16 protein-coding genes are annotated in these 21,428 nt (G+C 72.9%); 13 read left to right on the plus strand and 3 right to left on the minus strand.

The window, feature by feature from the left end; translation table 11 throughout:
* The first annotated feature begins 406 nt into the window (after nt 1-406).
* From ACIA79_RS23615 to ACIA79_RS23625, 3 genes are all read left to right on the plus strand, one after another.
* Entirely contained in the window at nt 407-1,117 is a 711-nt protein-coding gene (locus tag ACIA79_RS23615) for a ribonuclease HII (protein WP_399430329.1), read from the plus strand.
* A gap of 91 nt (nt 1,118-1,208) precedes the next feature.
* Nucleotides 1,209-1,865 carry a hypothetical protein gene (locus ACIA79_RS23620; protein ID WP_399430330.1) on the plus strand — a complete coding sequence of 219 codons (657 nt, stop codon included), beginning with the start codon at nt 1,209-1,211 and terminating at the stop codon, nt 1,863-1,865.
* A gap of 80 nt (nt 1,866-1,945) precedes the next feature.
* On the plus strand, nt 1,946-2,071 hold the full coding sequence (locus ACIA79_RS23625; protein ID WP_399430331.1) for a hypothetical protein: 126 nt from the start codon (nt 1,946-1,948) through the stop codon (nt 2,069-2,071).
* A gap of 11 nt (nt 2,072-2,082) precedes the next feature.
* On the opposite strand, the gene ACIA79_RS23630 is transcribed toward ACIA79_RS23625, so the two are convergent.
* Nucleotides 2,083-2,712, minus strand: a complete 630-nt coding sequence (locus ACIA79_RS23630) for a hypothetical protein (protein WP_399430332.1) — start codon at nt 2,710-2,712, stop codon at nt 2,083-2,085.
* Nucleotides 2,713-2,929: 217 nt separating this feature from the next.
* Nucleotides 2,930-5,110 (minus strand): RecQ family ATP-dependent DNA helicase, encoded by a 2,181-nt coding sequence (locus tag ACIA79_RS23635; protein WP_399430333.1) that lies wholly within the window; start codon nt 5,108-5,110, stop codon nt 2,930-2,932.
* Nucleotides 5,111-5,348: 238 nt separating this feature from the next.
* Here ACIA79_RS23635 and ACIA79_RS23640 point away from each other — a divergent pair, with 238 nt between their 5' ends.
* From ACIA79_RS23640 to ACIA79_RS23670, 7 genes are all read left to right on the plus strand, one after another.
* Complete coding sequence (locus tag ACIA79_RS23640) at nt 5,349-6,791, plus strand: DUF4192 domain-containing protein (RefSeq protein ID WP_399430334.1); 1,443 nt, start codon at nt 5,349-5,351, stop codon at nt 6,789-6,791.
* Nucleotides 6,792-6,906: 115 nt separating this feature from the next.
* A complete protein-coding gene (locus ACIA79_RS23645) occupies nt 6,907-9,087 on the plus strand; it encodes a glycogen debranching N-terminal domain-containing protein (protein WP_399430335.1) in 2,181 nt (726 codons plus the stop codon).
* Between the two features lie 97 nt (nt 9,088-9,184).
* A complete protein-coding gene (locus ACIA79_RS23650; RefSeq protein WP_399430336.1) occupies nt 9,185-9,952 on the plus strand; it encodes an NUDIX domain-containing protein in 768 nt (255 codons plus the stop codon).
* Between the two features lie 110 nt (nt 9,953-10,062).
* The gene (locus ACIA79_RS23655) at nt 10,063-12,168 is read left to right on the plus strand and encodes an ATP-binding cassette domain-containing protein (RefSeq protein WP_399430337.1); all 2,106 of its coding nucleotides are present in this window, start codon (nt 10,063-10,065) and stop codon (nt 12,166-12,168) included.
* Between the two features lie 160 nt (nt 12,169-12,328).
* On the plus strand, nt 12,329-13,216 hold the full coding sequence (locus ACIA79_RS23660; RefSeq protein WP_399430338.1) for a FadR/GntR family transcriptional regulator: 888 nt from the start codon (nt 12,329-12,331) through the stop codon (nt 13,214-13,216).
* Between the two features lie 496 nt (nt 13,217-13,712).
* Nucleotides 13,713-15,263 (plus strand): RNA polymerase sigma factor, encoded by a 1,551-nt coding sequence (locus ACIA79_RS23665; RefSeq protein ID WP_399430339.1) that lies wholly within the window; start codon nt 13,713-13,715, stop codon nt 15,261-15,263.
* 158 nt (nt 15,264-15,421) lie between these two features.
* Nucleotides 15,422-16,246, plus strand: a complete 825-nt coding sequence (locus tag ACIA79_RS23670) for a serine protease (protein ID WP_399430385.1) — start codon at nt 15,422-15,424, stop codon at nt 16,244-16,246.
* 150 nt (nt 16,247-16,396) lie between these two features.
* On the opposite strand, the gene ACIA79_RS23675 is transcribed toward ACIA79_RS23670, so the two are convergent.
* Entirely contained in the window at nt 16,397-16,624 is a 228-nt protein-coding gene (locus ACIA79_RS23675) for a hypothetical protein (protein ID WP_031075888.1), read from the minus strand.
* A gap of 441 nt (nt 16,625-17,065) precedes the next feature.
* Between ACIA79_RS23675 and ACIA79_RS23680 the strand changes: the two genes are divergently transcribed.
* The 3 genes from ACIA79_RS23680 (at nt 17,066) to ACIA79_RS23690 (ending at nt 21,403) form a co-directional block, all read left to right on the plus strand.
* Nucleotides 17,066-19,183 carry a type IIA DNA topoisomerase subunit B gene (locus ACIA79_RS23680; RefSeq protein ID WP_399430340.1) on the plus strand — a complete coding sequence of 706 codons (2,118 nt, stop codon included), beginning with the start codon at nt 17,066-17,068 and terminating at the stop codon, nt 19,181-19,183.
* A 130-nt stretch (nt 19,184-19,313) separates the two neighbouring features.
* Entirely contained in the window at nt 19,314-19,811 is a 498-nt protein-coding gene (locus tag ACIA79_RS23685) for a DUF485 domain-containing protein (protein WP_399430341.1), read from the plus strand.
* A complete protein-coding gene (locus ACIA79_RS23690; RefSeq protein WP_399430342.1) occupies nt 19,808-21,403 on the plus strand; it encodes a cation acetate symporter in 1,596 nt (531 codons plus the stop codon). The genes ACIA79_RS23685 and ACIA79_RS23690 overlap by 4 nt, the downstream gene beginning before the upstream one ends.
* Nucleotides 21,404-21,428: the final 25 nt, after the last annotated feature.

Consider the following 21,428-nt stretch of genomic DNA (forward strand, 5'->3'; position numbering starts at 1 on the left):
GAGATGCCCGGGCGGCGGACGCGACGGACGACATGGCCAGGGGTGTGATTCCGGCCATTCTGATGTATCGGGCAAAGGTGTGCGGCAGTGAATCGACCGCTGCCGGCATCGCGGAGATGATCGACCGGGTGATGGTGTCGCCGCTGCTGCGGTCGGCGGCTGATGGCAAGCGTCACGAACCGGCTGCCGGGCCGGTGCGGGCGGGGGCGTCGAACCGGACGCCGGGGCTCCGCGGTCCCCCGGCCCTGCGTCCGGCTCGCGGCCCGGGCCCGGGCTCCGGCCTGGTCCGGGACCGTGTCGTGGCCTGGTGGCACCGCCCCGCGAAGGGCCGGCCGGAGGCGGTCGTCGGCGAGATCGCAATCCGGGTGTTGCAGGCGGGGCCGGGCGGCGTAACCTATCTGGCGCCATGCCGTACGAACCACCCACCCACACCGTCGAGCGCTCGATCCGGGCGACCACCGGCGCCAAGATCATCGCCGGAGTCGACGAAGTCGGACGCGGGGCGTGGGCCGGGCCCGTCACGGTCTGCGCCGCGATCACCGGACTGCGCCGGCCCCCTCTCGGCCTCACCGACTCCAAGCTCATCACCCCCAAGCGCCGCGGTGAGCTCGCCGAGGAGCTGGAGAAGTGGGTGACGTCGTACGCGCTCGGCCACTCCTCACCCGAGGAGATCGACGAGCTCGGCATGACCGCGGCGCTTCGGCTCGCGGCGGTCCGCGCTCTGGACGGTCTCCCGGTGCGGCCCGACGCGGTGATCCTCGACGGCAAGCACGACTACCTCGGCAGCCCCTGGCAGGTTCGTACGGTGATCAAGGGCGACCAGTCCTGCGTCGCCGTCGCGGCGGCCTCGGTGATCGCCAAGGTGCGGCGGGACGCGATGATGGCCGAACTGGAAGCGGAGTCCGCGCAGTACGCGCCGTTCGGGTTCGCGGCCAACGCGGGTTACCCCTCCCCGGTGCACAAGGCGGCGCTGCGGGAGTGGGGGCCGACGCCGTACCACCGCCTCACGTGGGCGTACCTGGACGCGCTGCCGCAGTGGAAGCACCTCAAGAAGGTCCGTATCTCCGCAGAGGCGGCCGCACTGGAAAGCGGGGGCCAACTGGGCTTCGAGTTCTGAACCCTCCGGCACTTCCCGGCTGAACAGCCGTGCCGCGTATATGCGCCACCCGCCGATGCCGTTCGCACCGGCGTTTGATAGACATCCATTCATGCCTCTCATCCCCGAGGAGCCTCAGATTCACGAGAGTGCCCAGGGTCCCCGCGCCACTCCGGCCGCCGGCCGCCCCGCGCCGACCCCCCGTCCCGTACCCGGTCCGCGTACCGCGGCCTCGCCGCGTCCCGGCCGTCCGGGCCCCGCTCCCGCCAGGCCCACGCCTCCGGCGCCGCGCCCGCACAGCGGTGCCGGCCCGGTCCCTTCGCCTGCCGCCTCCCCGTCGTCCCCGCCCGGACCGGAGAATCGTTCCGCGTCCCCGGCCCGGCCGCAGATCCAGCTGATCCCCACTCCGCCGGCCGGCGCGCTGGACGCGGCCGAGGAGGCCGTGGACCTGCTGCTCGAGACCGGTCGGGCTCCGGGCGACATCCTGGTCCTCACCACCGGTGAGCAGCACCCCTGGGCGACGCACGAGTTGTCCTTCGGTGACGCCGCCTACTGGGCGCAGCACGACGCCCGCGACGACGTCTTCTTCGCCGACGCTTCCGCCGTGGAGCGTGCCGCGCAGCGGCCCGTGGTGGTCGTGGCCGTCAACGGCGGCGACGCCGAGGTGGCCGCCCGGGCGCTGCCCGCCGCGATGACGCGGGCGGGTGCGCTGCTGATCGTCTGCGGCGACCCGGAGCGGATCAACTCCGTGCTGGCCGCGGGCGTCTGACGCCGGGGCGGGGGTGGTGGGGCCCGGTGGCCCCGCCCGGCGCACTCCCTGCGCCGGGGCGCGGCAGCGGACCGCCGAGCGTGCTCCCGTGGCGTCGGGGGCTCGTCCTCGGCGTGCTGCCGTCCGGTGAGGAGGCCGTCCTCGGCGTGCCGCGTGCCGCCGTCCGGTGGACCGTCCTCAGCGTGCCGCGTGCCGCCGTCCGGTGAGGAGGCGGTCCTCAGCGTGCCGCTGTGCGGCGCAAGGGCTCGGCCGCGCCGCCGGCGGTCCGTGGGGCGGGCAGCCCCACGTCGGCCGAGGTGTCCGCGAGGTCGCCCGGCTCCGACAGGGAGTGGGGACGCCGGCCCCCGCGGCCTTCGCCCAGCACCTGCCAGCCGCTCTCGGTCAGCGTGATGTACGCGCCGCAGCGCAGCCCGTGCAGGGTGCATGCGTCGCGCAGGCCCCACATCCAGGCCCCGTCCTCCTCCGTCCAGCGCTCGTCGCCCTCACGGCAGTAGAGCAGCACCGCGGTGCGCACCGGGGTGCGGCGCCGCAGGTCGTGCGGGATGACCCGGCGCAGGTGCGCGAGCAGCGAGTTGCGGAACTCCCAGCCGTCCGAGGCCACGGGCCGCCGGGTGAACGAGGCACTGGCGGTGAGCCGCTCCTCGTGGTCGAGGACGGCGACGACCGCGGTCGCCGGCGTCGGCCGGTGGCGGGCGTGCAGGCCGCTGACGATCTCGCGGGGGTTGCGCAGCAACGGGATCCCCGCCGCTGCCCACTCGGCGGGTTCGAGCATGCGGGCGAGCCGGCTGGGAGAGTCGGCCGGGTTGGCGAGCGATGTGGCTGCGGACGGAGCGAATCCGAAGGTCACGGTCCTCCCTTCGCATACGCGCCCACAGTGCGGGCAGGGTCGAGTGGGGGCGCACCGCGGCACAGCCCTTCGGACCGCGAACGGACCGTGCGGGGGGCGGTCTCCAATTCTGTCGGGCACAACGGGCAGGCGGCAACGAGCAATTGAGGTCACTGCCGGGTATGGGCCGGTATGACACTCATATCCTGCCCACTGAAGCCCGTGCTGACGCGTCATGTCATCCCTGGACGGCCAGGACCAGGGGAAACACCCCCTCGGCTCCTGCCTTGCGGAGCAGCCGCGCCGCCACCGCGAGGGTCCAGCCGCTGTCCGCGAGGTCGTCCACGAGCAGGACCGGTCCGGCCGCCGCGGCCAACTCCCGGGCGAGCGGCTCGGGGACCGTCAGTGCCCGGTGCAGGCCCACCACCCGCTGCGCGCTGTTCGTGCGCGAGATCCGTGTTTCCACCGCTTCCGGTACGTACTCCACGGAGCCCAGCAGCGGCATCCGGCCGACCTCGGCGATGCGCCGGCCGAGCGAGCCGACCAGCTCCGGCCTGCTGCGCGACGCCACGGTGACCACGCCGACCGGCCGGGGCGGCGCTTCCGGCCCGCCGGACGCCCAGCCGCCGGGGCCCTTGGCCCAGTCGGCGAGCACGGTCACCACGGCGTTCACCACATCGTCCGGGACCGGACCGTCCGCGGCGCTCTCCGCCAGCATGGGGCGCAGCCGGTTCCCCCAGCCGATGTCGGAGAGGCGCCCCAGGGCACGGCCCGGGAAGGTCTGCTCGTCCGCCGGGATACGGCCCTTGAGGTCGACGCCCACCGCGGTGAGCCCGGTGGGCCACATCTTGCGCGGCTCGACCTCCACACCGGGCCGGCCCAGCTCGCCCCGCGCCGCGTCCAGCGCGGCGGCCGACACCTTGGCGTCGTACCGCGGGCCCGCGCAGTTGTCGCACCGCCCGCACGGAGCGGCCTCCTCGTCGTCCAACTGCCTGCGCAGGAACTCCATCCGGCACGCCGTGGTGGACGCGTACTCGCGCATCGCCTGCTGCTCGGAGCCGCGCTGCCGCGCCACCCACGCGTACCGCTCGGAGTCGTACGACCAGGGCTGCCCGGTGGCCGTCCAGCCGCCCTTCACGCGGCGTACCGCACCGTCCACGTCGAGGACCTTGAGCATCGTCTCCAGCCGGGTGCGGCGCAGTTCGACCAGCGGCTCCAGGGCGGGCAGGGACAGGGGCCGGTCGGCCTGCGCCAGCACCTCGAGGGTGCGGCGCACCTGCTCCTCGGGCGGGAAGGCGACGGAGGCGAAGTACTGCCAGATGGCCTCGTCCTCCTTGCCCGGCAGCAGCAGCACCTCGGCGTGCTCCACCCCGCGGCCCGCCCGGCCCACCTGCTGGTAGTAGGCGATGGGGGAGGAGGGCGAGCCGAGATGCACGACGAAGCCCAGATCCGGCTTGTCGAAGCCCATGCCGAGCGCCGACGTGGCGACGAGCGCCTTCACCCGGTTCGCGAGCAGGTCCTCCTCGGCCTGCTGCCGGTCCGCGTTCTCCGTACGGCCGGTGTACGAGGACACGGTGTGGCCGCACTGCCGCAGGTACGCGGTGACCTCCTCGGCGGCGGCCACCGTCAGGGTGTAGATGATCCCCGAGCCGGGCAGCTCACCGAGGTGGTCCGCCAGCCAGGCCAGGCGGTGGGCGGCGTCGGGCAACCGCAGCACCCCGAGGCTGAGGCTTTCCCGGTCGAGCGGGCCGCGCAGGACGAGCGCGTCGGTATCCGCGCCGGTCCCCAGCTGTTCGGCGACGTCCGCCGTCACGCGCGCGTTGGCCGTGGCCGTGGTGGCCAGGACGGGCACCCCCGGCGGCAGCTCCGCGAGCATGGTGCGCAGCCGGCGGTAGTCCGGGCGGAAGTCGTGGCCCCAGTCGGAGATGCAGTGCGCTTCGTCGACGACGAGCAGGCCGGTGGCGGCGGCGAGCCGCGGCAGGACCTGGTCGCGGAAGTCGGGGTTGTTGAGCCGCTCGGGGCTGACCAGCAGCACGTCGACCGAGCCCGCGGCCACCTCCTCCTGGATGGTGTCCCACTCCTCCGTGTTCGAGGAGTTGATCGTCCGGGCGCGGATGCCGGCCCGTGCCGCGGCCTCCACCTGGTTGCGCATCAGCGCGAGCAGCGGCGAGACGATCACGGTCGGCCCGCTGCCCTGCGCCCGCAGCAGCGAGGTCGCGACGAAGTAGACCGCCGACTTGCCCCAGCCGGTGCGCTGCACGACCAGCGCACGCCGCTTGTGCGCGACCAGCGCCTCGATCGCCCGCCACTGGTCCTCGCGCAGCCGGGCGGTACCGCTGCCGTCCCCGACGAGACGGGCGAGCACGGCATCGGCGGATGCGCGGAGTGTGCTGGGTCCTGCGTCGCTCGTGTACTCCATGCCCCCATGCAACAGCACAGGTCTGACAACGGGCCAACCGACGGCCTGCCCGCCGCATCGGCCGGTGCGGCGATACGCGGAGTCACAGCCCGCTCGCGCCCGCTCGTCTCCGCGTATACCAGCGGAGCGCCGGGGGCGCGAGCCGACCGCCCGGCCTGTGGACGACGCGCGGCCGCCGACGATCCGCGGTTATCCACAGGGGTCGACGGTCCGCCGGGTTCGCGGGACCGTCGTGACCATGAACAAGCACCAGGACTCGACCGGACCCGTCGGCGACCAGCAGCAGATCACCCTGCGCGGCCCCGCCGAACTCGCCGACGCACTGCCCTACATGATGGGGTACCACCCGACCGACTCGATCGTCCTCGTCGCACTCCACGGCGACCGGGGCCGCTTCGGCGGCCGTGTGCGCCTCGGCATTCCGCGCTCGCCGAGGGAGTGGCCACCCGTCGCCGAACAGCTCGCCGAGTGTTTGGTCGAGGGGTGTGAACGGCGCGGCTCCCGCCCCGAAGGCATCGTCGTCTTCCTCTGCCAGGACCCGGCCGACGGCGAGACGGGCCTGCGCGTGATGGAGCGCCTGCGCCCCCTCGCCCAGCGGCTGCGCACCGCCTGCGGTGCCCTCGACGTGCCGGTGTACGAAGCGCTCTGCATCTCCGACGGCCGCTACTGGTCGTACTGCTGCCCCGACTCGCGCTGCTGCCCGCCGGAGGGCAACGTCCTCGCCCTGCCCGGTACGACGGTGATGGCCGCGGCCGCGGCGTACGCCGGGATCCAGGTCCGCGGCTCGCTGCGGGAGCTGGAGGAGCGGCTCACACCGTGGCGGTCGGGGCAGGCGGAAGAGCAGAGCCGTGCGCTGGACGCGGCGAGCGCTGCGCTGGTCACCAGGATCCTGGACGTCGATCAGCGCGAGGAGGTCCGCACCGAGACGATCCGGCTGGCGCGGCAGGTCATGCGCCGGCTGACGGACAAGGTGCCGGTGCCCGATGCCGCGGCGGCCGATGCGGCCGACGACTCACTGATCGCACACGATGAGGCCGCCGCGCTGATCGTCGGCCTGCAGGACCGGGAGACCAGGGACCGGGCGGCGGAGTGGATGGAGGGAGCGGAGGCGCCTCCGGCGCTGCGGCTCTGGCGCGCGCTCTCCCGGCGGTGCGTCGGTGCCTACGCCGAGCACGCCGCGGCGCCCCTGACCCTCGCCGGCTGGGTCGCCTGGTCGACGGGCGACGAGCCGAGCGCGCGGGTCGCCCTCGGGCTCGCGCTGACCGCCGATCCCGAGTACGTCTTCGCCAGGCTGCTGCACCAGGCGTGCAACGAAGGGCTCGACCCGGAGTCGCTGCGCACATGCCTGCGCCAGGAGCGCGGTGCGCGTGCGGCCGCGGGCGGGTGCGGCGCGCCGGGTACGGCCGGCACCGCACGCCGGGGCGTCACCAAGCGGGCGGGGGCGGCGCGGCGGTCCCGGGCCCGCGTGGTACGCCGGCCGGCACCCGGGAAGCACGCGCCGAAGCGCACGGCGCCGGACAGGACCGTCCTCGGTCCCGACACGACCGCCCCCGGGCCTGACGCGACCGCCCCCGGCAGCGCCGGTTCCGCCGCGGTGCCACCCCTCCGGCCGGCTCCCGCCCGGACGCGGACACGAACGGCCAAGGGCAGCGGTCGCCGCGGCAGCAGGAGCGGACGGTGACGGCCGTGACCCGTGACCCGGTGCCGCCGTTCACGTCTTCGGCGGAGTCGTATGACCCGTGCCGCCGTACCTCCAGCGGCTGTCCGGAGCGCACAGAAGGCTCAGCGAACCACTCATGGACCGTCCCGTCCCGAACCGGACCCCCGTCCCGCAGTTCCGACAACCATCCACCACCGGCCTCCCGCCGGCGGGCGCGCCGGGAGCTCCGGCTTCCTGGAGCGCCCCCGGTGCTCCCGGTGCCGCCGGTGCTCCCGGTCATCCGGCCATCGATCCCTCCCGCGCACCGGGTGCCCGAGGGCCCCTCGGCGCCGGGCCACCGGGCTCCCCCTGGCCGGTCGCCGTACGCGCCGACGACCTGCCACCCGTGCACAACGCCCTCATCTGCGTCGCCCTGCCCCACCTCGCGGTGTCACAGGACCACGGCCAGCTCACCGGGCACGGCCTGGAGGGCTTCTACCAGTCCGGCCGCCGGCTCCTGTCCCAGTGCCGGCTGCGGGTGGGCGGCCGGGAACCCGTCCCCGTACAGGGCAGGCTCCTCACCGCCGACCGTGCCCACTTCATCGGCGTCGTCCGCACCCCGTCCGACCCCGGCCCCGACCCCGGCATCCGGGTGGAGCGCTCCCGGCATGCCGAAGGGACCGAGCGCATCACCTTCCGCAGCTCACTCGGCCACACCGTCCGGCTCCCCGTCGAGCTCGCTCTGGGCACCGACCTGGCACACCTGGGCGCGGTCGCGGCAGGACGGCCCGCTGCCGAGCTCCGTGCCAGCGTCCACGACGCGGGCATGCGCTGGACCGCCGCCGACGGCCACCACGCCGTCGTCACCGCCGACCCGCCTCCCAAGGACGCCCTGGCCTCCGCCGGTCTCCTGCGCTGGGAACTCGTGCTCCAGCCCGGTGGAGCGAGCACCATCGAGCTGCGGGTCCGTTCCGGGCAGCCGGTCCGTCCGGCGGGCCGTCCGACGAGCGGCCCGGTCCTCCCCGAGGCACGCGCGGAGAGCGACGACCCCCGCGCCGAGAAGCTGCTGCGCACCGCGCTCGACGATCTGCGCGCGCTGCTCCTGCGCGACCCCGCCCACCCCACGGCCCTCCACCCGGCCGGCGGCGTGCCCTGGCGCTGCGGTCTCGCCGCCGCCGAAGCCCTCTGGACGGTCAGGATGGCGCTGCCCCTCGGCACCCGGCTCGCCGCCGCCACCCTGCGCACCGTCGCCCGCACCCAGCTCACCGGCCCGGGGCCCGGCACCGGTCACATCCCCGGTCCGCTCCGGGACGCGGGCCCCCACCTCCCGCCCGGCTGCACGGGCGTCGAAGCGACCCTGGCCTTCCCCGCCGTACTCGCCGAGGCCCACCGCTGGGGCCTGCCGGAGCAGGACCTCGCGGAGCTGCTGCCGGCTGCCGAGCGCTGCCTGCACTGGCTGCGCTCCGCCACGGGTGACAGCGCCCTGGTTCCGGAACCGGGCCCCGCCGGCCTGCGGCGCGCGGAGACCCAGGCGCACGCACACCGGGCAGCGCTGCTGGGCGCCGACCTGTTGGATGCCTGCGGCCGTCCCGGTGCGGAGGGCTGGCGGGACTGGGCGGCCGACCTGCGCCGGCGTTTCCGCAAGGAGTTCTGGATCGACGACCGGGCCGGCGGCCGCCCGGCCGCCGCCCTCGCCCCGGACGGCCGGCCGCTGCCCCACCTCGGCGCGGGCGCGGCCCACCTCCTCGACACCGGTCTGCTGGGCGGCGGCCGGCTCGCCGACGGCCTGCTGGACAAGGTGCAGACCGAGCAGCTCGCCAGGCTGCTCGGAGGCCCCGCCGTGGACTGCGGATGGGGTCTGCGCAGCCTCGGCTCCCGCGAGCCGGGTCACAACCCCTTCGGCCACCGCTCCGGGGCGGTACGGGTGCACGAGACGGCCGTCGCCGTCGCGGGGCTCGCCGGCGCGGGGTACGACAAGGAGGCCACGTCGCTGCTGCGCGGACTGCTCGACGCCGCGGAGGTCTTCGGATACCGGCTGCCCGAGATGTACGCCGGGCTGCAGCGGACCGCGGACAGCGCCCCGGTCGCGCACCCCGCCGCCTGCCGCCCGGCGGCGGTGGCCTCGGCCGCCGCCGTCCAGGTGCTGACCACGCTGGCCGGCGTCCGTCCCGACGCACCGGGTGGGACGGTCACCCTGCAGCCGCTGCGCTGCGTCCCGCTGGGAGCCATCAGGCTGTCCGGGCTGTGCATCGCGGGGGAGCCCTTCGCCGTGCGGATCAGCAGGATGGGGCTCGGCATGGTGGAGGAGGCGGCACCGGGACTTCAGTTGGGTGTGTGACCGGCGGTGTCACCGGGTGGGGGGCCGAGGTGGGAAAGTGACCATCACGGGCGCCGGGGGCGTGCTTATCGTCAGTGAGACGACTATGATCAGCGGCATGTCGCCCTACGACCCGTCGGCCTTTCCCCCCTTCGCCGTCACCGTCGATCTGGTCGTGCTCACCGTGCGCCGCCATGCGCTGTGCGCCTTGGTCGTACGCCGCGGCGAGCCGCCGTTCCAGGGGCGCTGGGCCCTTCCCGGAGGGTTCGTACGGCCGGACGAGGACCTCGGCACGGCCGCGGCGCGGGAGCTCTCCGAGGAGACCGGGCTCTGCGCGCACGAACCCGGCACGCCTCTGCCGGCCGAGGGGAACGGCGCGCACCTGGAACAGCTCGCCACCTACGGGGACCCCGAGCGGGACCCGCGGATGAGGGTCGTGAGCGTGGCCCACCTCGCGCTCGCCCCCGACCTCCCGGCGCCACGTGCGGGGGGCGACGCCCACAGCGCCCGCTGGGCGCCGGTCGAGGACCTGCTCCAGGAGGCGGGATTCGGGCGCGAGGACGAGCAGCCGGCGCCGCTCGCCTTCGACCACGCCCAGATCCTGGCCGACGGGGTGGAGCGCGCCCGTTCGAAGATCGAGTACTCGTCGCTGGCCACCGCCTTCTGCCCGCCCGAGTTCACGGTCGGTGAGCTGAGACGGGTCTACGAAGCCGTCTGGGGTGTCGCCCTCGACCCCCGGAACTTCCATCGCAAGGTGACCGGTACGCCGGGCTTCCTCGTGCCGTCCGGCGGCACCACCACGCGGCAGGGCGGCCGGCCCGCCCAGCTCTTCCGGGCCGGGGGCGCCACCCTGCTCAATCCGCCGATGCTGCGACCGGAGGTCTGACACCCGGGGCCGCGCGCCCCCAACCCTGCACAAAAAGTCCGAAATGTCGCGTTATCTTGCTGCGGTACCCGACCTGCCGCCGAGCGGTCTCATCTACCGCGGGAGAAGCGATGCTCCAGGCAATCGGACTGACCAGCACCCCCCGCCGGGGATGCGACCCGGCCGTGCGGGACCTCACGTTCGAGGCCCGGCCGGGCGCGGTCACCGCGCTCCTCGGGGCGCCGGGCGCCGGCAAGACCACCGCACTGCGCCTCATGCTCGAACTCGAACCGGGCCGTGGCATCACGTACTTCCGCGGCCGGCCCCTGCACCGCATCGCCCACCCTGCCCGCGAGGTCGGCGTCCTCCTCGCCGCGGTCCCGGGCCAGCCCTCCCGCACGGTCCGGGGGCAGCTGCGGATGCTCTGCGCGGCCGCCGGCGTCCCCGTGACACGCGCCGACGAGGTGCTCGAGGCCGTCGGCCTCCACGGCCTGCAGGACCAGCGCCTCGGTGCCCTCTCGACCGGCATGGAGCGCCGACTCGGGCTCGCCGCCGCCCTGTTGGGCGACCCGCACACCCTCCTGCTCGACCAGCCCGCCGTGAGCCTGTCGCCGCGCGAGGCCGGCTGGCTGTACGAGCTCCTGCGAGCTCACGCCGCCGACGGCGGCACCGTCCTGTGCACCACCGACGACCCCAAGGAGGCCGCCCGCATCGCCGACCACGTCGTCGCCATCGACGAAGGCCGGCTCGTCGCGGACCAGGAGGCCGCCGACTTCGCCCGCACCCGGCTTCGCCCCCGCGTCGCCGTCCGCACGCCCCACGCCGCCCGCCTGGCCGCCGTCGTCAGCCGCGAGGCCCGCGCCGCCCGGCGCTCGGTCGAGGTGGTCACCGAGAACGGCAACCGCCTGTGCGTGTACGGCAGCACGTGCGCCGAGATCGGTGAGACGGCCTTCCGGCACGGGATCCTGCTCCACCAACTCGCCGACGAGACCGGCGGCACAGGCCCCGCCTTCACGCCGGCCCTCACCCCCGCCCTCGATCCCGAGCCCGCCCCCGAGCCCGGTTCGGCACCCGCGTCCGACGTCGGGGCGGAAGCCGAACCGACTGCCGGAGCCCCCTCCTCCGGTGCGTCCCCCTCCGGTGCGCCTCTCGCCGGCGCACCTTCCGCCAGTGCCCCTTCTCCCGGCGCGGCACCGGCCCCCGGCGTCCCGGACGAAGCACTCGCCGCTCCGGATGCCGGCGCACCGTCCGGGGCGGCCCCCGCGCCGCGCCGGGGCTCCGACGCGGCCGGGGCGCATGTGCGTCCCGTTCTCGCCACCTCCGTGGTCCGCGGCCGCCCGGCCGAAGATGGGCCGCCTGCCGCTGCCGCCGCCCCTGGAGGTGCGCTGCCCGGCCAGCGCGCCGCCGCCCGCGCCGAGGACGCGGACCCCGGGCCCCTGCCGCCACCGCTCCGCCCCAAGCCCGTACGCAGCCCGCTGCACCCCCTGCGCTACGAGCTGCGCCGGCTGTTCGGTGCGCCCGCCACGTACGCGGTCACCGTCGCCGTGCTCGTCGCCTCCGCCGCCATCGCCGTGCTGCTCGCCCGGACCGGCCGCACGTCGCTCCCAAACGTGATCGCCGCCTGGCCCGGCCTGCTGCCGCTGCCCCCCGCGGCTCTCGGGGCCGGTCTGCTCGGCGCCTTCTCGTTCGGCGACGAGTACCGCTACCCCGTCCTCTCCTCCGGCCGCGGCCCCGTTCCGCGCCGCGCCGGCCTCCTGCTCGCGAAGCTCGCCGTCACCGCCGTGACCGCGCTGACGCTCGCCCTGCTCGCCGGAGTGATCGATCTCGAAGCACTCCGCCTCGTCTACGGCGGAGACTTGATCCCCGTACCGGAAAACTGGCGCATCCTGTGTGCCAGTTGGGCCGGACTGGCCGTGGGCTGCGCCTGGGCGGGCCTCCTGGCGGCGGGAATCTTCCGGGCGACCGCGGCCGGTGTGGCCGCCGTCCTCGCCGTGCCGGTCCTCATCGCCCCGCTCGTGCAGAAGGTACTCGTGGGCCCGTCCGTGCGTTCGATCGCGGGATTGCCCGGCCGGCTGCGCGAACTGTCCTGGACGCACTGGCCGTACGAGGTCGACCGCTGGCTCATGGGGGTGGGGCACGTGGTGGCGCAACCCGTCGGTACGGCACTGGTGTTGTCGCTGACCGCCCTCATCTGTGCCTATCTGCTCACCGGGCTGCGGCGCCGCGCCCGTTGGTGACCGAGCGGTGACCAAAGCGCTTCGAACGGTCACAACTCCCTTGGAAATTGCCCGCTTCCTTCCGATAAGGCGTCAATTGGGAAGCGAGCGCCGATCACCCTTTCGTGTGCTTTTCACCAAAGACCTCAAGGGCCGTGGAAACGACGCCGACAAAAGATGCGTGAGTACCCTTGCGCACACCATGATGACCGCCGCCCGCCCCGTGGAGTCCGGCCTCGCGGCCCCGGGCGGACTGGACCGATACCCCTACGCGGAAGGCCCCGGTGCCGACCGCGTCGGCCCGACCGCGTGGGAAGGCGCCGATACGGACCTGGGCCGGGTGGGCCGGCGGGCGGCAGGCAATCGCGGCCGCGGACTGCACGGCCAACTCGTCCAGCAGCTCGGCCAGATGATCGTCTCCGGCGATCTGGGCGCGGACCGGCCGCTCGTCCCCGAGGAGATCGGCCAGCGCTTCGAGGTCTCCCGCACCGTCGTCCGCGAATCCCTCCGCGTCCTCGAGGCCAAGGGCCTGGTCAGCGCGCGCCCCAACGTCGGCACCCGGGTCCGGCCGGTCAGCGACTGGAACCTGCTCGACCCGGACATCATCGAGTGGCGGGCCTTCGGCCCGCAGCGCGAGGATCAGCGCCGCGAGCTGAGTGAGCTGCGGTGGACGATCGAACCGCTGGCCGCGCGCCTCGCCGCCGGGCACGGCCGCGAGGACATCCAGCAGCGGCTCGGTGACATGGTCGAGATCATGGGCCACGCCTTCGCGCAGGGTGACGCGATCACGTTCTCCCGCGCAGACGCCGAGTTCCACTCCCTGCTGATCCAGGTCGCCGGCAACCGCATGCTCGAGCACCTCTCCGGCATCGTCTCCGCCGCCCTGCAGGTCTCGGGATCCCCGGCCATCAGCTGCGACCGTCCCAGCGAGCCCTGCCTCGCGCATCACGCGCGCATCGTCGACGCCCTGGCCACGGGCGACGGGCACGCGGCCGAGTCGGCCATGCGGCAGCTGCTGACGACCCACCCGGAGGTGGAGCGGGTCGTGCCCGCTCCTCGCGAGCACTGAGCCGCCGGCGGCAACCGCGCACGCGCACGGACACGGGCGCGGGCGCTGTGTGCCGCCGGGCCCCGGACGATCCCGCGCGCCGATCACCCGCAGGGTACCTGCGGCGTACGAGCAGCACGCTGCGTGCACGGCGCCGACGGTACAAGTGGCGTACGCACTGTGGTCGGCGCACACCGCACGTATCCGGGATGACGTACAGAACGGACGTACCCCGGTGGTCCGCCTGACATGCGTTTACAGGGGTGATCTCCCCATCTGGCCGTTTTGATCATATTCGGGGTGTGACTCGGGCCACGTGGAACGGGCGTAACGCTCTTCGAAGCCCTGCGATGACCTAAGAGGTGATGGCCGAGGAAGGAATACAGCCGCCGTTCAGGGCGCTGTGCAGCTCCGAGGTCCACCCGCGTCGTCGGCACATTCCCCGCCGGCGGTCGTCGGCTCCGGCCCGATCATGGGCGGGGCCGGAAGCCGTTTCCATCGTTCCGAGAGGTTGTTCGTGTCGGCCAGCACATCCCGTACGCTCCCGCCGGAGATCGCCGAGTCCGAGTCTGTGATGGCGCTCATCGAGCGGGGAAAGGCTGATGGGCAGATCGCCGGCGATGACGTGCGTCGGGCCTTCGAGGCTGACCAGATTCCGCCAACCCAGTGGAAGAATGTTCTGCGCAGCCTCAATCAGATCCTCGAGGAAGAGGGTGTGACGCTGATGGTCAGTGCAGCGGAGTCGCCGAAGCGCGCCCGTAAGAGCGTCGCAGCGAAGAGCCCGGCAAAGCGCACCGCCACCAAGACCGTCACCGCCAAGACGACCGTGACGAAGCCCGTCGCGGCCGCCGCGGCCCCGGCGGCCCCGAGCGCGGACGCCCCGGCCGACGAGGCCGGTACCCCCGCCAAGAAGGCGGCCGCGAAGAAGACCGCCGCCAAGAAGACGGCGGTGAAGAAGACCGCTGCCGCGAAGAAGACGACGGCCAAGAAGACCACGGCCAAGAAGGACCCCGACGAGCTCATCGAGGGCGAAGAGCTGCTCGACGACGTCGCCCCCGGCAAGGGCGAGGAGGAAGAGGCCGACGGCGAGACCAAGGGCTTCGTCCTGTCCGACGAGGACGAGGACGACGCGCCCGCGCAGCAGGTCGCCGTCGCCGGTGCCACCGCGGACCCGGTCAAGGACTACCTGAAGCAGATCGGCAAGGTCCCGCTGCTCAACGCCGAGCAGGAGGTCGAGCTCGCCAAGCGCATCGAGGCCGGTCTGTTCGCCGAGGACAAGCTGGCGAACTCCGACAAGCTGGCCCCCAAGCTCAAGCGCGAGCTGGAGATCATCGCCGAGGACGGGCGCCGCGCCAAGAACCACCTGCTGGAGGCCAACCTCCGTCTCGTGGTCTCGCTCGCCAAGCGCTACACCGGCCGCGGCATGCTCTTCCTGGACCTGATCCAGGAAGGCAACCTCGGTCTGATCCGTGCGGTCGAGAAGTTCGACTACACCAAGGGCTACAAGTTCTCCACGTACGCCACCTGGTGGATCCGGCAGGCGATCACCCGCGCCATGGCCGACCAGGCCCGCACCATCCGTATCCCGGTGCACATGGTCGAGGTCATCAACAAGCTTGCGCGCGTCCAGCGCCAGATGCTCCAGGACCTGGGCCGCGAGCCCACCCCGGAGGAGCTGGCCAAGGAACTCGACATGACCCCCGAGAAGGTCATCGAGGTCCAGAAGTACGGCCGCGAGCCGATTTCGCTGCACACCCCCCTCGGTGAGGACGGCGACAGCGAGTTCGGTGACCTGATCGAGGACTCCGAGGCCGTCGTGCCGGCCGACGCGGTCAGCTTCACGCTCCTCCAGGAGCAGCTGCACTCGGTGCTCGACACGCTCTCCGAGCGTGAGGCGGGCGTGGTCTCCATGCGCTTCGGCCTCACGGACGGCCAGCCGAAGACCCTGGACGAGATCGGCAAGGTCTACGGCGTGACCCGTGAGCGGATCCGCCAGATCGAGTCCAAGACCATGTCGAAGCTGCGCCACCCGTCGCGCTCGCAGGTGCTGCGCGACTACCTCGACTGAGTCGGCAGCGCAAACGCAGCAGTGGCGGAGGGCCCGGTTCCCGGAAGGGAGCCGGGCCCTCCGGCGTCCGAGCGGGTGCGGGCGCGGGCCAAGTGGCCGACGCTGGGTGAACGGGGTTCACCGGAGAGTCAGGAGACCGTATGCGCCGTATGCGTCGTCTGCGTCGACCCAACAGCCGGATCCGGACGGGTGCCGTGGCCGTGACCACCGGCGTGCTGGCGGCCGTGGCGTTGCCACTGGCCGCGGCCCCCGTGTCCGCCGACAGCGTGGTGGTCGGCGGGCAGCCGGTCCGCGCCGCCGACAGCCCCTGGGCCGTGGCCCTGGCGAGCCGTGAACGGTTCGGGGCCGTGCGCTCCGGCCAGTTCTGCGGTGGTGTGGTCGTCGCGCCGACCAAGGTGGTGACCGCCGCCCACTGCCTGGGGCCCGCGGTGCTCGGCATGGAACCCGGCGGGCTGGCGGATCTGGCCGTCATCGCGGGGCGGACGGACCTGAGCGGCACGGGCGGGCGGGAGGTGTCCGTGAAGCGGGCGTGGATCAGCCCGGCGTACGACCCCGAGACGCAGTCCGGCGACCTCGCCGTGCTGACGCTGGCGACCGCTCTGCCCGCCTCGTATGTGATCAAGGTGGCCGGACCGGACGATCCGGCGTACAGGCCCGGTACGAGCGCCGACGTGTACGGCTGGGGGGACACGACGGGTGGGGGCGCCTATGCGCACGGGCTGCGCTCGGCACGGGTGCAGGTCCTGCCCGATGAGGTCTGCCGTAGCGCCTACGCGACCGGAGCGGGCGGGGCGTACCTGCCGTCCACGATGCTGTGCGCGGGGGACCCGGACGGGGGCCGGGACGCCTGCCAGGGCGACAGCGGGGGGCCGCTGGTGGCGCGGGGCCGGCTGATCGGTCTGGTCTCCTGGGGGAGCGGTTGCGGCCAGCCGGGCAGCCCGGGGGTGTACACCCGCGTCTCGGCAGTGATGCCGGCGCTCTGATGCCCTCGGCCCCGCAGGCAGCGCCTGCCCGGCCGCCCGGTTCTCCCGCGCGTCAGGGCGTACGAGAACGGGCGGCCGGCCCCCGTGGTGCGGGGGCGGCCGCCCGTCGGCCGGTCCGGGACCGGCCCGTAGCTCGTCGGGATGTGAGCGTCAGCGATCCTCTTCGGTGCTGGCCGGTACGGTGGTGAGCCGGTCCGTCTCATCCTGTATTTCCGCGGCGATCTTCTTGAGTTCCGGCTCGAACTTGCGCCCGTGGTGGGCGCAGAAGAGCAGTTCGCCACCGCTGGTCAGCACGACGCGCAGATATGCCTGGGCGCCGCAGCGGTCGCAGCGGTCGGCGGCCGTCAGCGGGCTCGCGGGGGTCAGAACAGTAGTCACGTCGCCTCTTCTCTAGCTCGACGAGCTGTCGTACCAGGGTCAACATCCAACCAGGCCGAAAACGTTCCCGCTCGTGGCTTTTCCTCGAAACTTTTTCCAAGGTGGCTGTCTGCTGCCGGTTGGCGGCGAATGAGCCGTATTGCTGTGCTCTACGGGTTTCGCGTTGTTTGCGGTGTATGTGTCGTTCGGTCCTCCCGGCTGGTTGCCGGTTGTGCATGAGGACGTGCCCGGAGCCTAAATGGTTCATGCCTGGAAGGGAACGTGATGTGCACGTCACCCCATCGAGGGATCGAACACCTATACGACCCTGGACTAGCATGAGTGTTCCACGAGGGTGGCGTTACAACGGCTCTACCAGGCCTCGGTACCCTCTGACCCGGTGACAGACGCCGGGCCTTACCCCCATGGGCCACATCCCAAATTCAGCGAGGAGCGAACCGCGTGACCGCCGAGACGTCCGTGCCGTCCAGTGCGCTGCTGACCGCAGACCGTGACGGTTCCAACTACACCGCTCGGCACCTGCTCGTCCTGGAGGGCCTCGAGGCGGTTCGCAAGCGCCCCGGCATGTACATCGGGTCCACGGACAGCCGTGGCCTGATGCACTGCCTCTGGGAGATCATCGACAACTCGGTCGACGAAGCCCTCGGCGGGTACTGCGACCACATCGAGGTGATCCTGCACGAGGACGGCTCGGTCGAGGTCCGGGACAACGGCCGTGGCATCCCGGTGGACGTCGAGCCGAAGACCGGCCTCTCCGGCGTCGAAGTCGTCATGACCAAGCTGCACGCCGGCGGCAAGTTCGGCGGCGGGTCGTACGCCGCCTCCGGCGGTCTGCACGGCGTGGGCGCCTCGGTCGTGAACGCCCTGTCGGCCCGCCTCGACGTCGAGGTCGACCGCAGCAGCTCGACCCATGCCATCAGCTTCCGCCGCGGAGTCCCGGGCATCTTCACCGAGTCCGGCCCGGACGCCCCCTTCGACCCGGCGAACGGGCTGCGCAAGACCAAGCGCGTGCCCAAGACCCGCACCGGCACCCGCGTGCGCTACTGGGCGGACCGCCAGATCTTCCTGAAGGACGCCAAACTCTCCCTGGAGACCCTGCACCAGCGCGCCCGCCAGACCGCCTTCCTGGTGCCCGGCCTGACCATCGTCGTACGGGACGAGCGCGACCTGGAGGGCGAGGGCAAGAGCGAGGAGATCTTCCGGTTCGACGGAGGCATCAGCGAGTTCTGCGAGTACCTGGCGCAGGACAAGGCCGTCTGCGACGTGCTCCGCCTCACCGGCCAGGGCACCTTCAAGGAGACCGTGCCGGTCCTGGACGAGCGCGGCCACATGACGCCCACCGAGGTCACCCGCGAGCTCGGCGTCGACGTGGCCCTGCGCTGGGGCACCGGGTACGACTCCACGGTCAAGTCCTTCGTGAACATCATCGCCACCCCCAAGGGCGGCACCCACGTCACCGGCTTCGAGCGAGCCATCACCAAGACGGTGAACGAGGTGCTGCGCTCCACCAAGCTGCTGCGCGTCGCCGAGGACGACATCGTCAAGGACGACGCCCTGGAGGGCCTCACCGCCGTCGTGACCGTACGGCTGGCCGAGCCGCAGTTCGAGGGCCAGACCAAGGAGGTACTCGGCACCTCCGCGGCGAACCGCATCGTCGCCACGGTGGTCGCCAAGGAGCTCAAGGCCTTCCTGACCTCCACCAAGCGCGACGCCAAGGCGCAGGCCCGCGCGGTCCTGGAGAAGGCCGTCGCCGCGGCCCGGACGCGCATCGCGGCCCGCCAGCACAAGGAGGCGCAGCGTCGCAAGACCGCGCTGGAGTCCTCCTCCCTCCCCGCGAAGCTGGCCGACTGCCGCAGTGACGACGTGGAGCGCAGCGAGCTCTTCATCGTCGAGGGCGACTCGGCGCTCGGTACGGCGAAGCTCGCCCGGAACAGCGAGTTCCAGGCGCTGCTGCCGATCCGCGGCAAGATCCTCAACGTCCAGAAGTCGTCCGTCTCGGACATGCTCAAGAACGCCGAGTGCGGCGCGATCATCCAGGTCATAGGGGCGGGATCCGGCCGGACCTTCGACATCGACGCGGCGCGCTACGGCAAGATCGTGCTCCTCGTCGACGCCGATGTCGACGGCGCCCACATCCGCTGCCTGCTGCTCACGCTCTTCCAGCGCTACATGCGTCCGATGGTCGAGGCGGGCCGGGTCTTCGCCGCCGTACCGCCGCTGCACCGCATCGAGCTGATCCAGCCCAAGAAGGGCCAGGACAAGTACGTCTACACGTACTCGGACAACGAGCTGCGGCAGACGCTGCTGGAGTTCCAGCGCAAGGGCGTCCGGTACAAGGACTCGATCCAGCGGTACAAGGGACTCGGCGAGATGGACGCCGACCAGCTCGCGGAGACCACGATGGACCCCCGGCACCGCACCCTGCGCCGGATCAACATCGGTGACCTGGAAGCCTCGGAGCAGGTCTTCGACCTGCTGATGGGCAACGAGGTGGCGCCGCGCAAGGAGTTCATCACCAGCTCCGCGGCGACGCTGGACCGTTCGCGTATCGACGCCTGATCCACCGGGGCTCCCCGCCGGCTTCACCTGATGGGGTGAAGAGGGCGGGGACCGGAGGCCGGGATCCTTCCTGAATGCCCATCCTTGGGCACGCGGCCGAAACGGTTCGCTGACAAGGAGGGTCGATTCGGTGATCCATGACCCGTGGTATGACGCGCCGGTCTCCGGCTGGGGGGACCCGGCCGGAGCGGACGAGCCCGCCGCCGCGGGGCCGCGGCGGACACAGCCGCCGCAGCGGCCCCCCACCGCGACCGACATCTACCGCGAAGTGCAGCGCAGCGCCGCCTTCCAAGAGGTGCGCAGCCGCTACCGGCGGTTCGTGGTGCCGGCCGCGCTCGCCTTCCTCGCCTGGTACCTGGCGTATGTCGTCGCCGCGACCGCCGCGCCCGGGCTGATGTCCCGGCCGGTGGCCGGCGCGGTCAATGTGGCGATGGTCGCGGGACTCGGCCAGTTCCTCACCACCTTCGTGCTGACCTGGGCGTACGCACGCCATGCCCGGCTGCACCGGGACCGGGCGGCGCTGGACCTGCGGTGGGCCATGTTCGAGCGGGAGCGGGGCCGGGAGAGCGACCGGCGGGCCGCCGGGGAGCGGAGTCCGCGGCCGACCCGGGAGGGGGCCGGGCGGTGAGCGGAGACCACCAGACCCTGGCCCTGCTGCTGTTCAGCGCGTTCGTCGCGGTGACCCTGGCCATCACGACCTGGGCCGGCCGCAACCGGCGCGGCTCCGCCGAGGAGTTCTACGCCGGAGGACGCCTGTTCTCCCCTATGGAGAACGGTTTCGCCATCGCCGGCGACTACATGTCCGCCGCCTCCTTCCTCGGCATCTCCGGGCTCATCGCGCTCCACGGATACGACGGAATGCTCTACTCCGTCGGCTTCCTGGTGGCCTGGCTGGTCGTCCTGCTGTTCGTGGCCGAACTCGTCCGCAACTGCGGCCGGTTCACGCTCGCGGACGTCATCGCCGCGCGGATGAGGGAACGGCCGGTGCGCATCGCGGCAGGCACGTCCTCCGTCACCGTGTCCGTGCTCTACCTGGTGGCGCAGATGGTCGGTGCGGGCAGCCTGGTCGCCCTGCTGCTGGGCGGTACGAGCGAGGCCGCGCGCTCCTGGACCGTCATCGGGGTCGGGGCGCTGATGGTCGTCTACGTATCCCTGGGCGGCATGCGCGCCACCACCTGGATCCAGATCGTCAAGGCCGTGCTGCTGATGGCGGGAACACTCGCGCTCACGGTTCTCGTCCTGCTGCGCTTCCACGGCGACGTCGACCAGCTGCTCACCACCGCGGCCGAACGCAGCGGCCACGGCTCCGACTTCCTCGCCCCCGGACTGAAGTACGGCGAAAACTGGACCGCGCGGCTGGACTTCATCAGCCTCGGTCTGGCGCTCGTCCTCGGCACCGCCGGCCTGCCGCACATCCTGTCCCGGTTCTACACGGTGCCGACCGCCCGCGCCGCACGGCGCTCGGTCGTCTGGTCCATCGGACTCATCGGCAGCTTCTACCTCATGACGATCGTGCTCGGCTTCGGCGCGGCCGCGATCATCGGCAGCGACGAGGTGCGGGCCTCCAGCGCGGCCGGCAACACCGCCGTGCCGCTCCTCGCCCTCGACCTGGGCGGCGGAGCCGGCACGACGGGCGGGGCGGTGCTGTTCGCCGTGGTCGCGGCGGTCGCGTTCGCGACGATCCTTGCCGTCGTCGCCGGCATCACGCTCGCCTCCTCCGCCTCGGTCGCGCACGACCTGTACGCCTCACTGCGGCGCCGGCGACGCTCCACGCCGTACAGCGAGGTCGCGGTGGCGCGCGCGGCCGCGGCCGGGATCGGCGCGGTGGCGATCGGCCTGGGCCTCCTCGCCCGGGACCTGAACGTGGCTTTCCTGGTGGGCCTCGCCTTCGCCGTCGCCGCCTCCGCCAACCTGCCGGTCCTGCTCTATTCGCTCTTCTGGCGGAACTTCACCACGCGCGGGGCGGTCTGGTCGGTGTACGGAGGGCTGGTGCCGGCCGTCCTGCTGGTGGTGCTCTCCCCGGTCGTCTCCGGCAGTCCGGACGCGCTCTTCCCCGGCGTGGACTTCCAGGTCTTCCCGCTCCAGAACCCCGGCGCGGTCTCCATCCCGCTGGGCTTCCTGGCCGGCTGGCTCGGTACGGTGACCTCGCCCGAGCCACCCGACGAGGCCGGCCACGCCGAGACGGAGGTACGGGCGCTGACGGGCGCGGGCGCGGTCTGAAAGCCGCCGGGGCTGCGGTTCAGAG

It is taken from the genome of Streptomyces sp. NPDC051310 (assembly GCF_044455245.1).
Classification (GTDB): Bacteria; Actinomycetota; Actinomycetes; order Streptomycetales; family Streptomycetaceae; genus Streptomyces.

Bases quoted from the DNA above. Each gene is read 5' to 3' on its own strand.
- ACIA79_RS23620 (WP_399430330.1), top strand. From the start codon at position 1,209: ATGCCTCTCATCCCCGAGGAGCCTCAGATTCACGAGAGTGCCCAGGGT.
- ACIA79_RS23655 (WP_399430337.1), top strand. From the start codon at position 10,063: ATGCTCCAGGCAATCGGACTGACCAGCACCCCCCGCCGGGGATGCGAC.
- ACIA79_RS23640 (WP_399430334.1), top strand. From the start codon at position 5,349: ATGAACAAGCACCAGGACTCGACCGGACCCGTCGGCGACCAGCAGCAG.
- ACIA79_RS23645 (WP_399430335.1), top strand. From the start codon at position 6,907: ATGGACCGTCCCGTCCCGAACCGGACCCCCGTCCCGCAGTTCCGACAA.
- ACIA79_RS23615 (WP_399430329.1), top strand. From the start codon at position 407: ATGCCGTACGAACCACCCACCCACACCGTCGAGCGCTCGATCCGGGCG.
- ACIA79_RS23650 (WP_399430336.1), top strand. From the start codon at position 9,185: ATGTCGCCCTACGACCCGTCGGCCTTTCCCCCCTTCGCCGTCACCGTC.
- ACIA79_RS23635 (WP_399430333.1), bottom strand. From the start codon at position 5,110: ATGGAGTACACGAGCGACGCAGGACCCAGCACACTCCGCGCATCCGCC.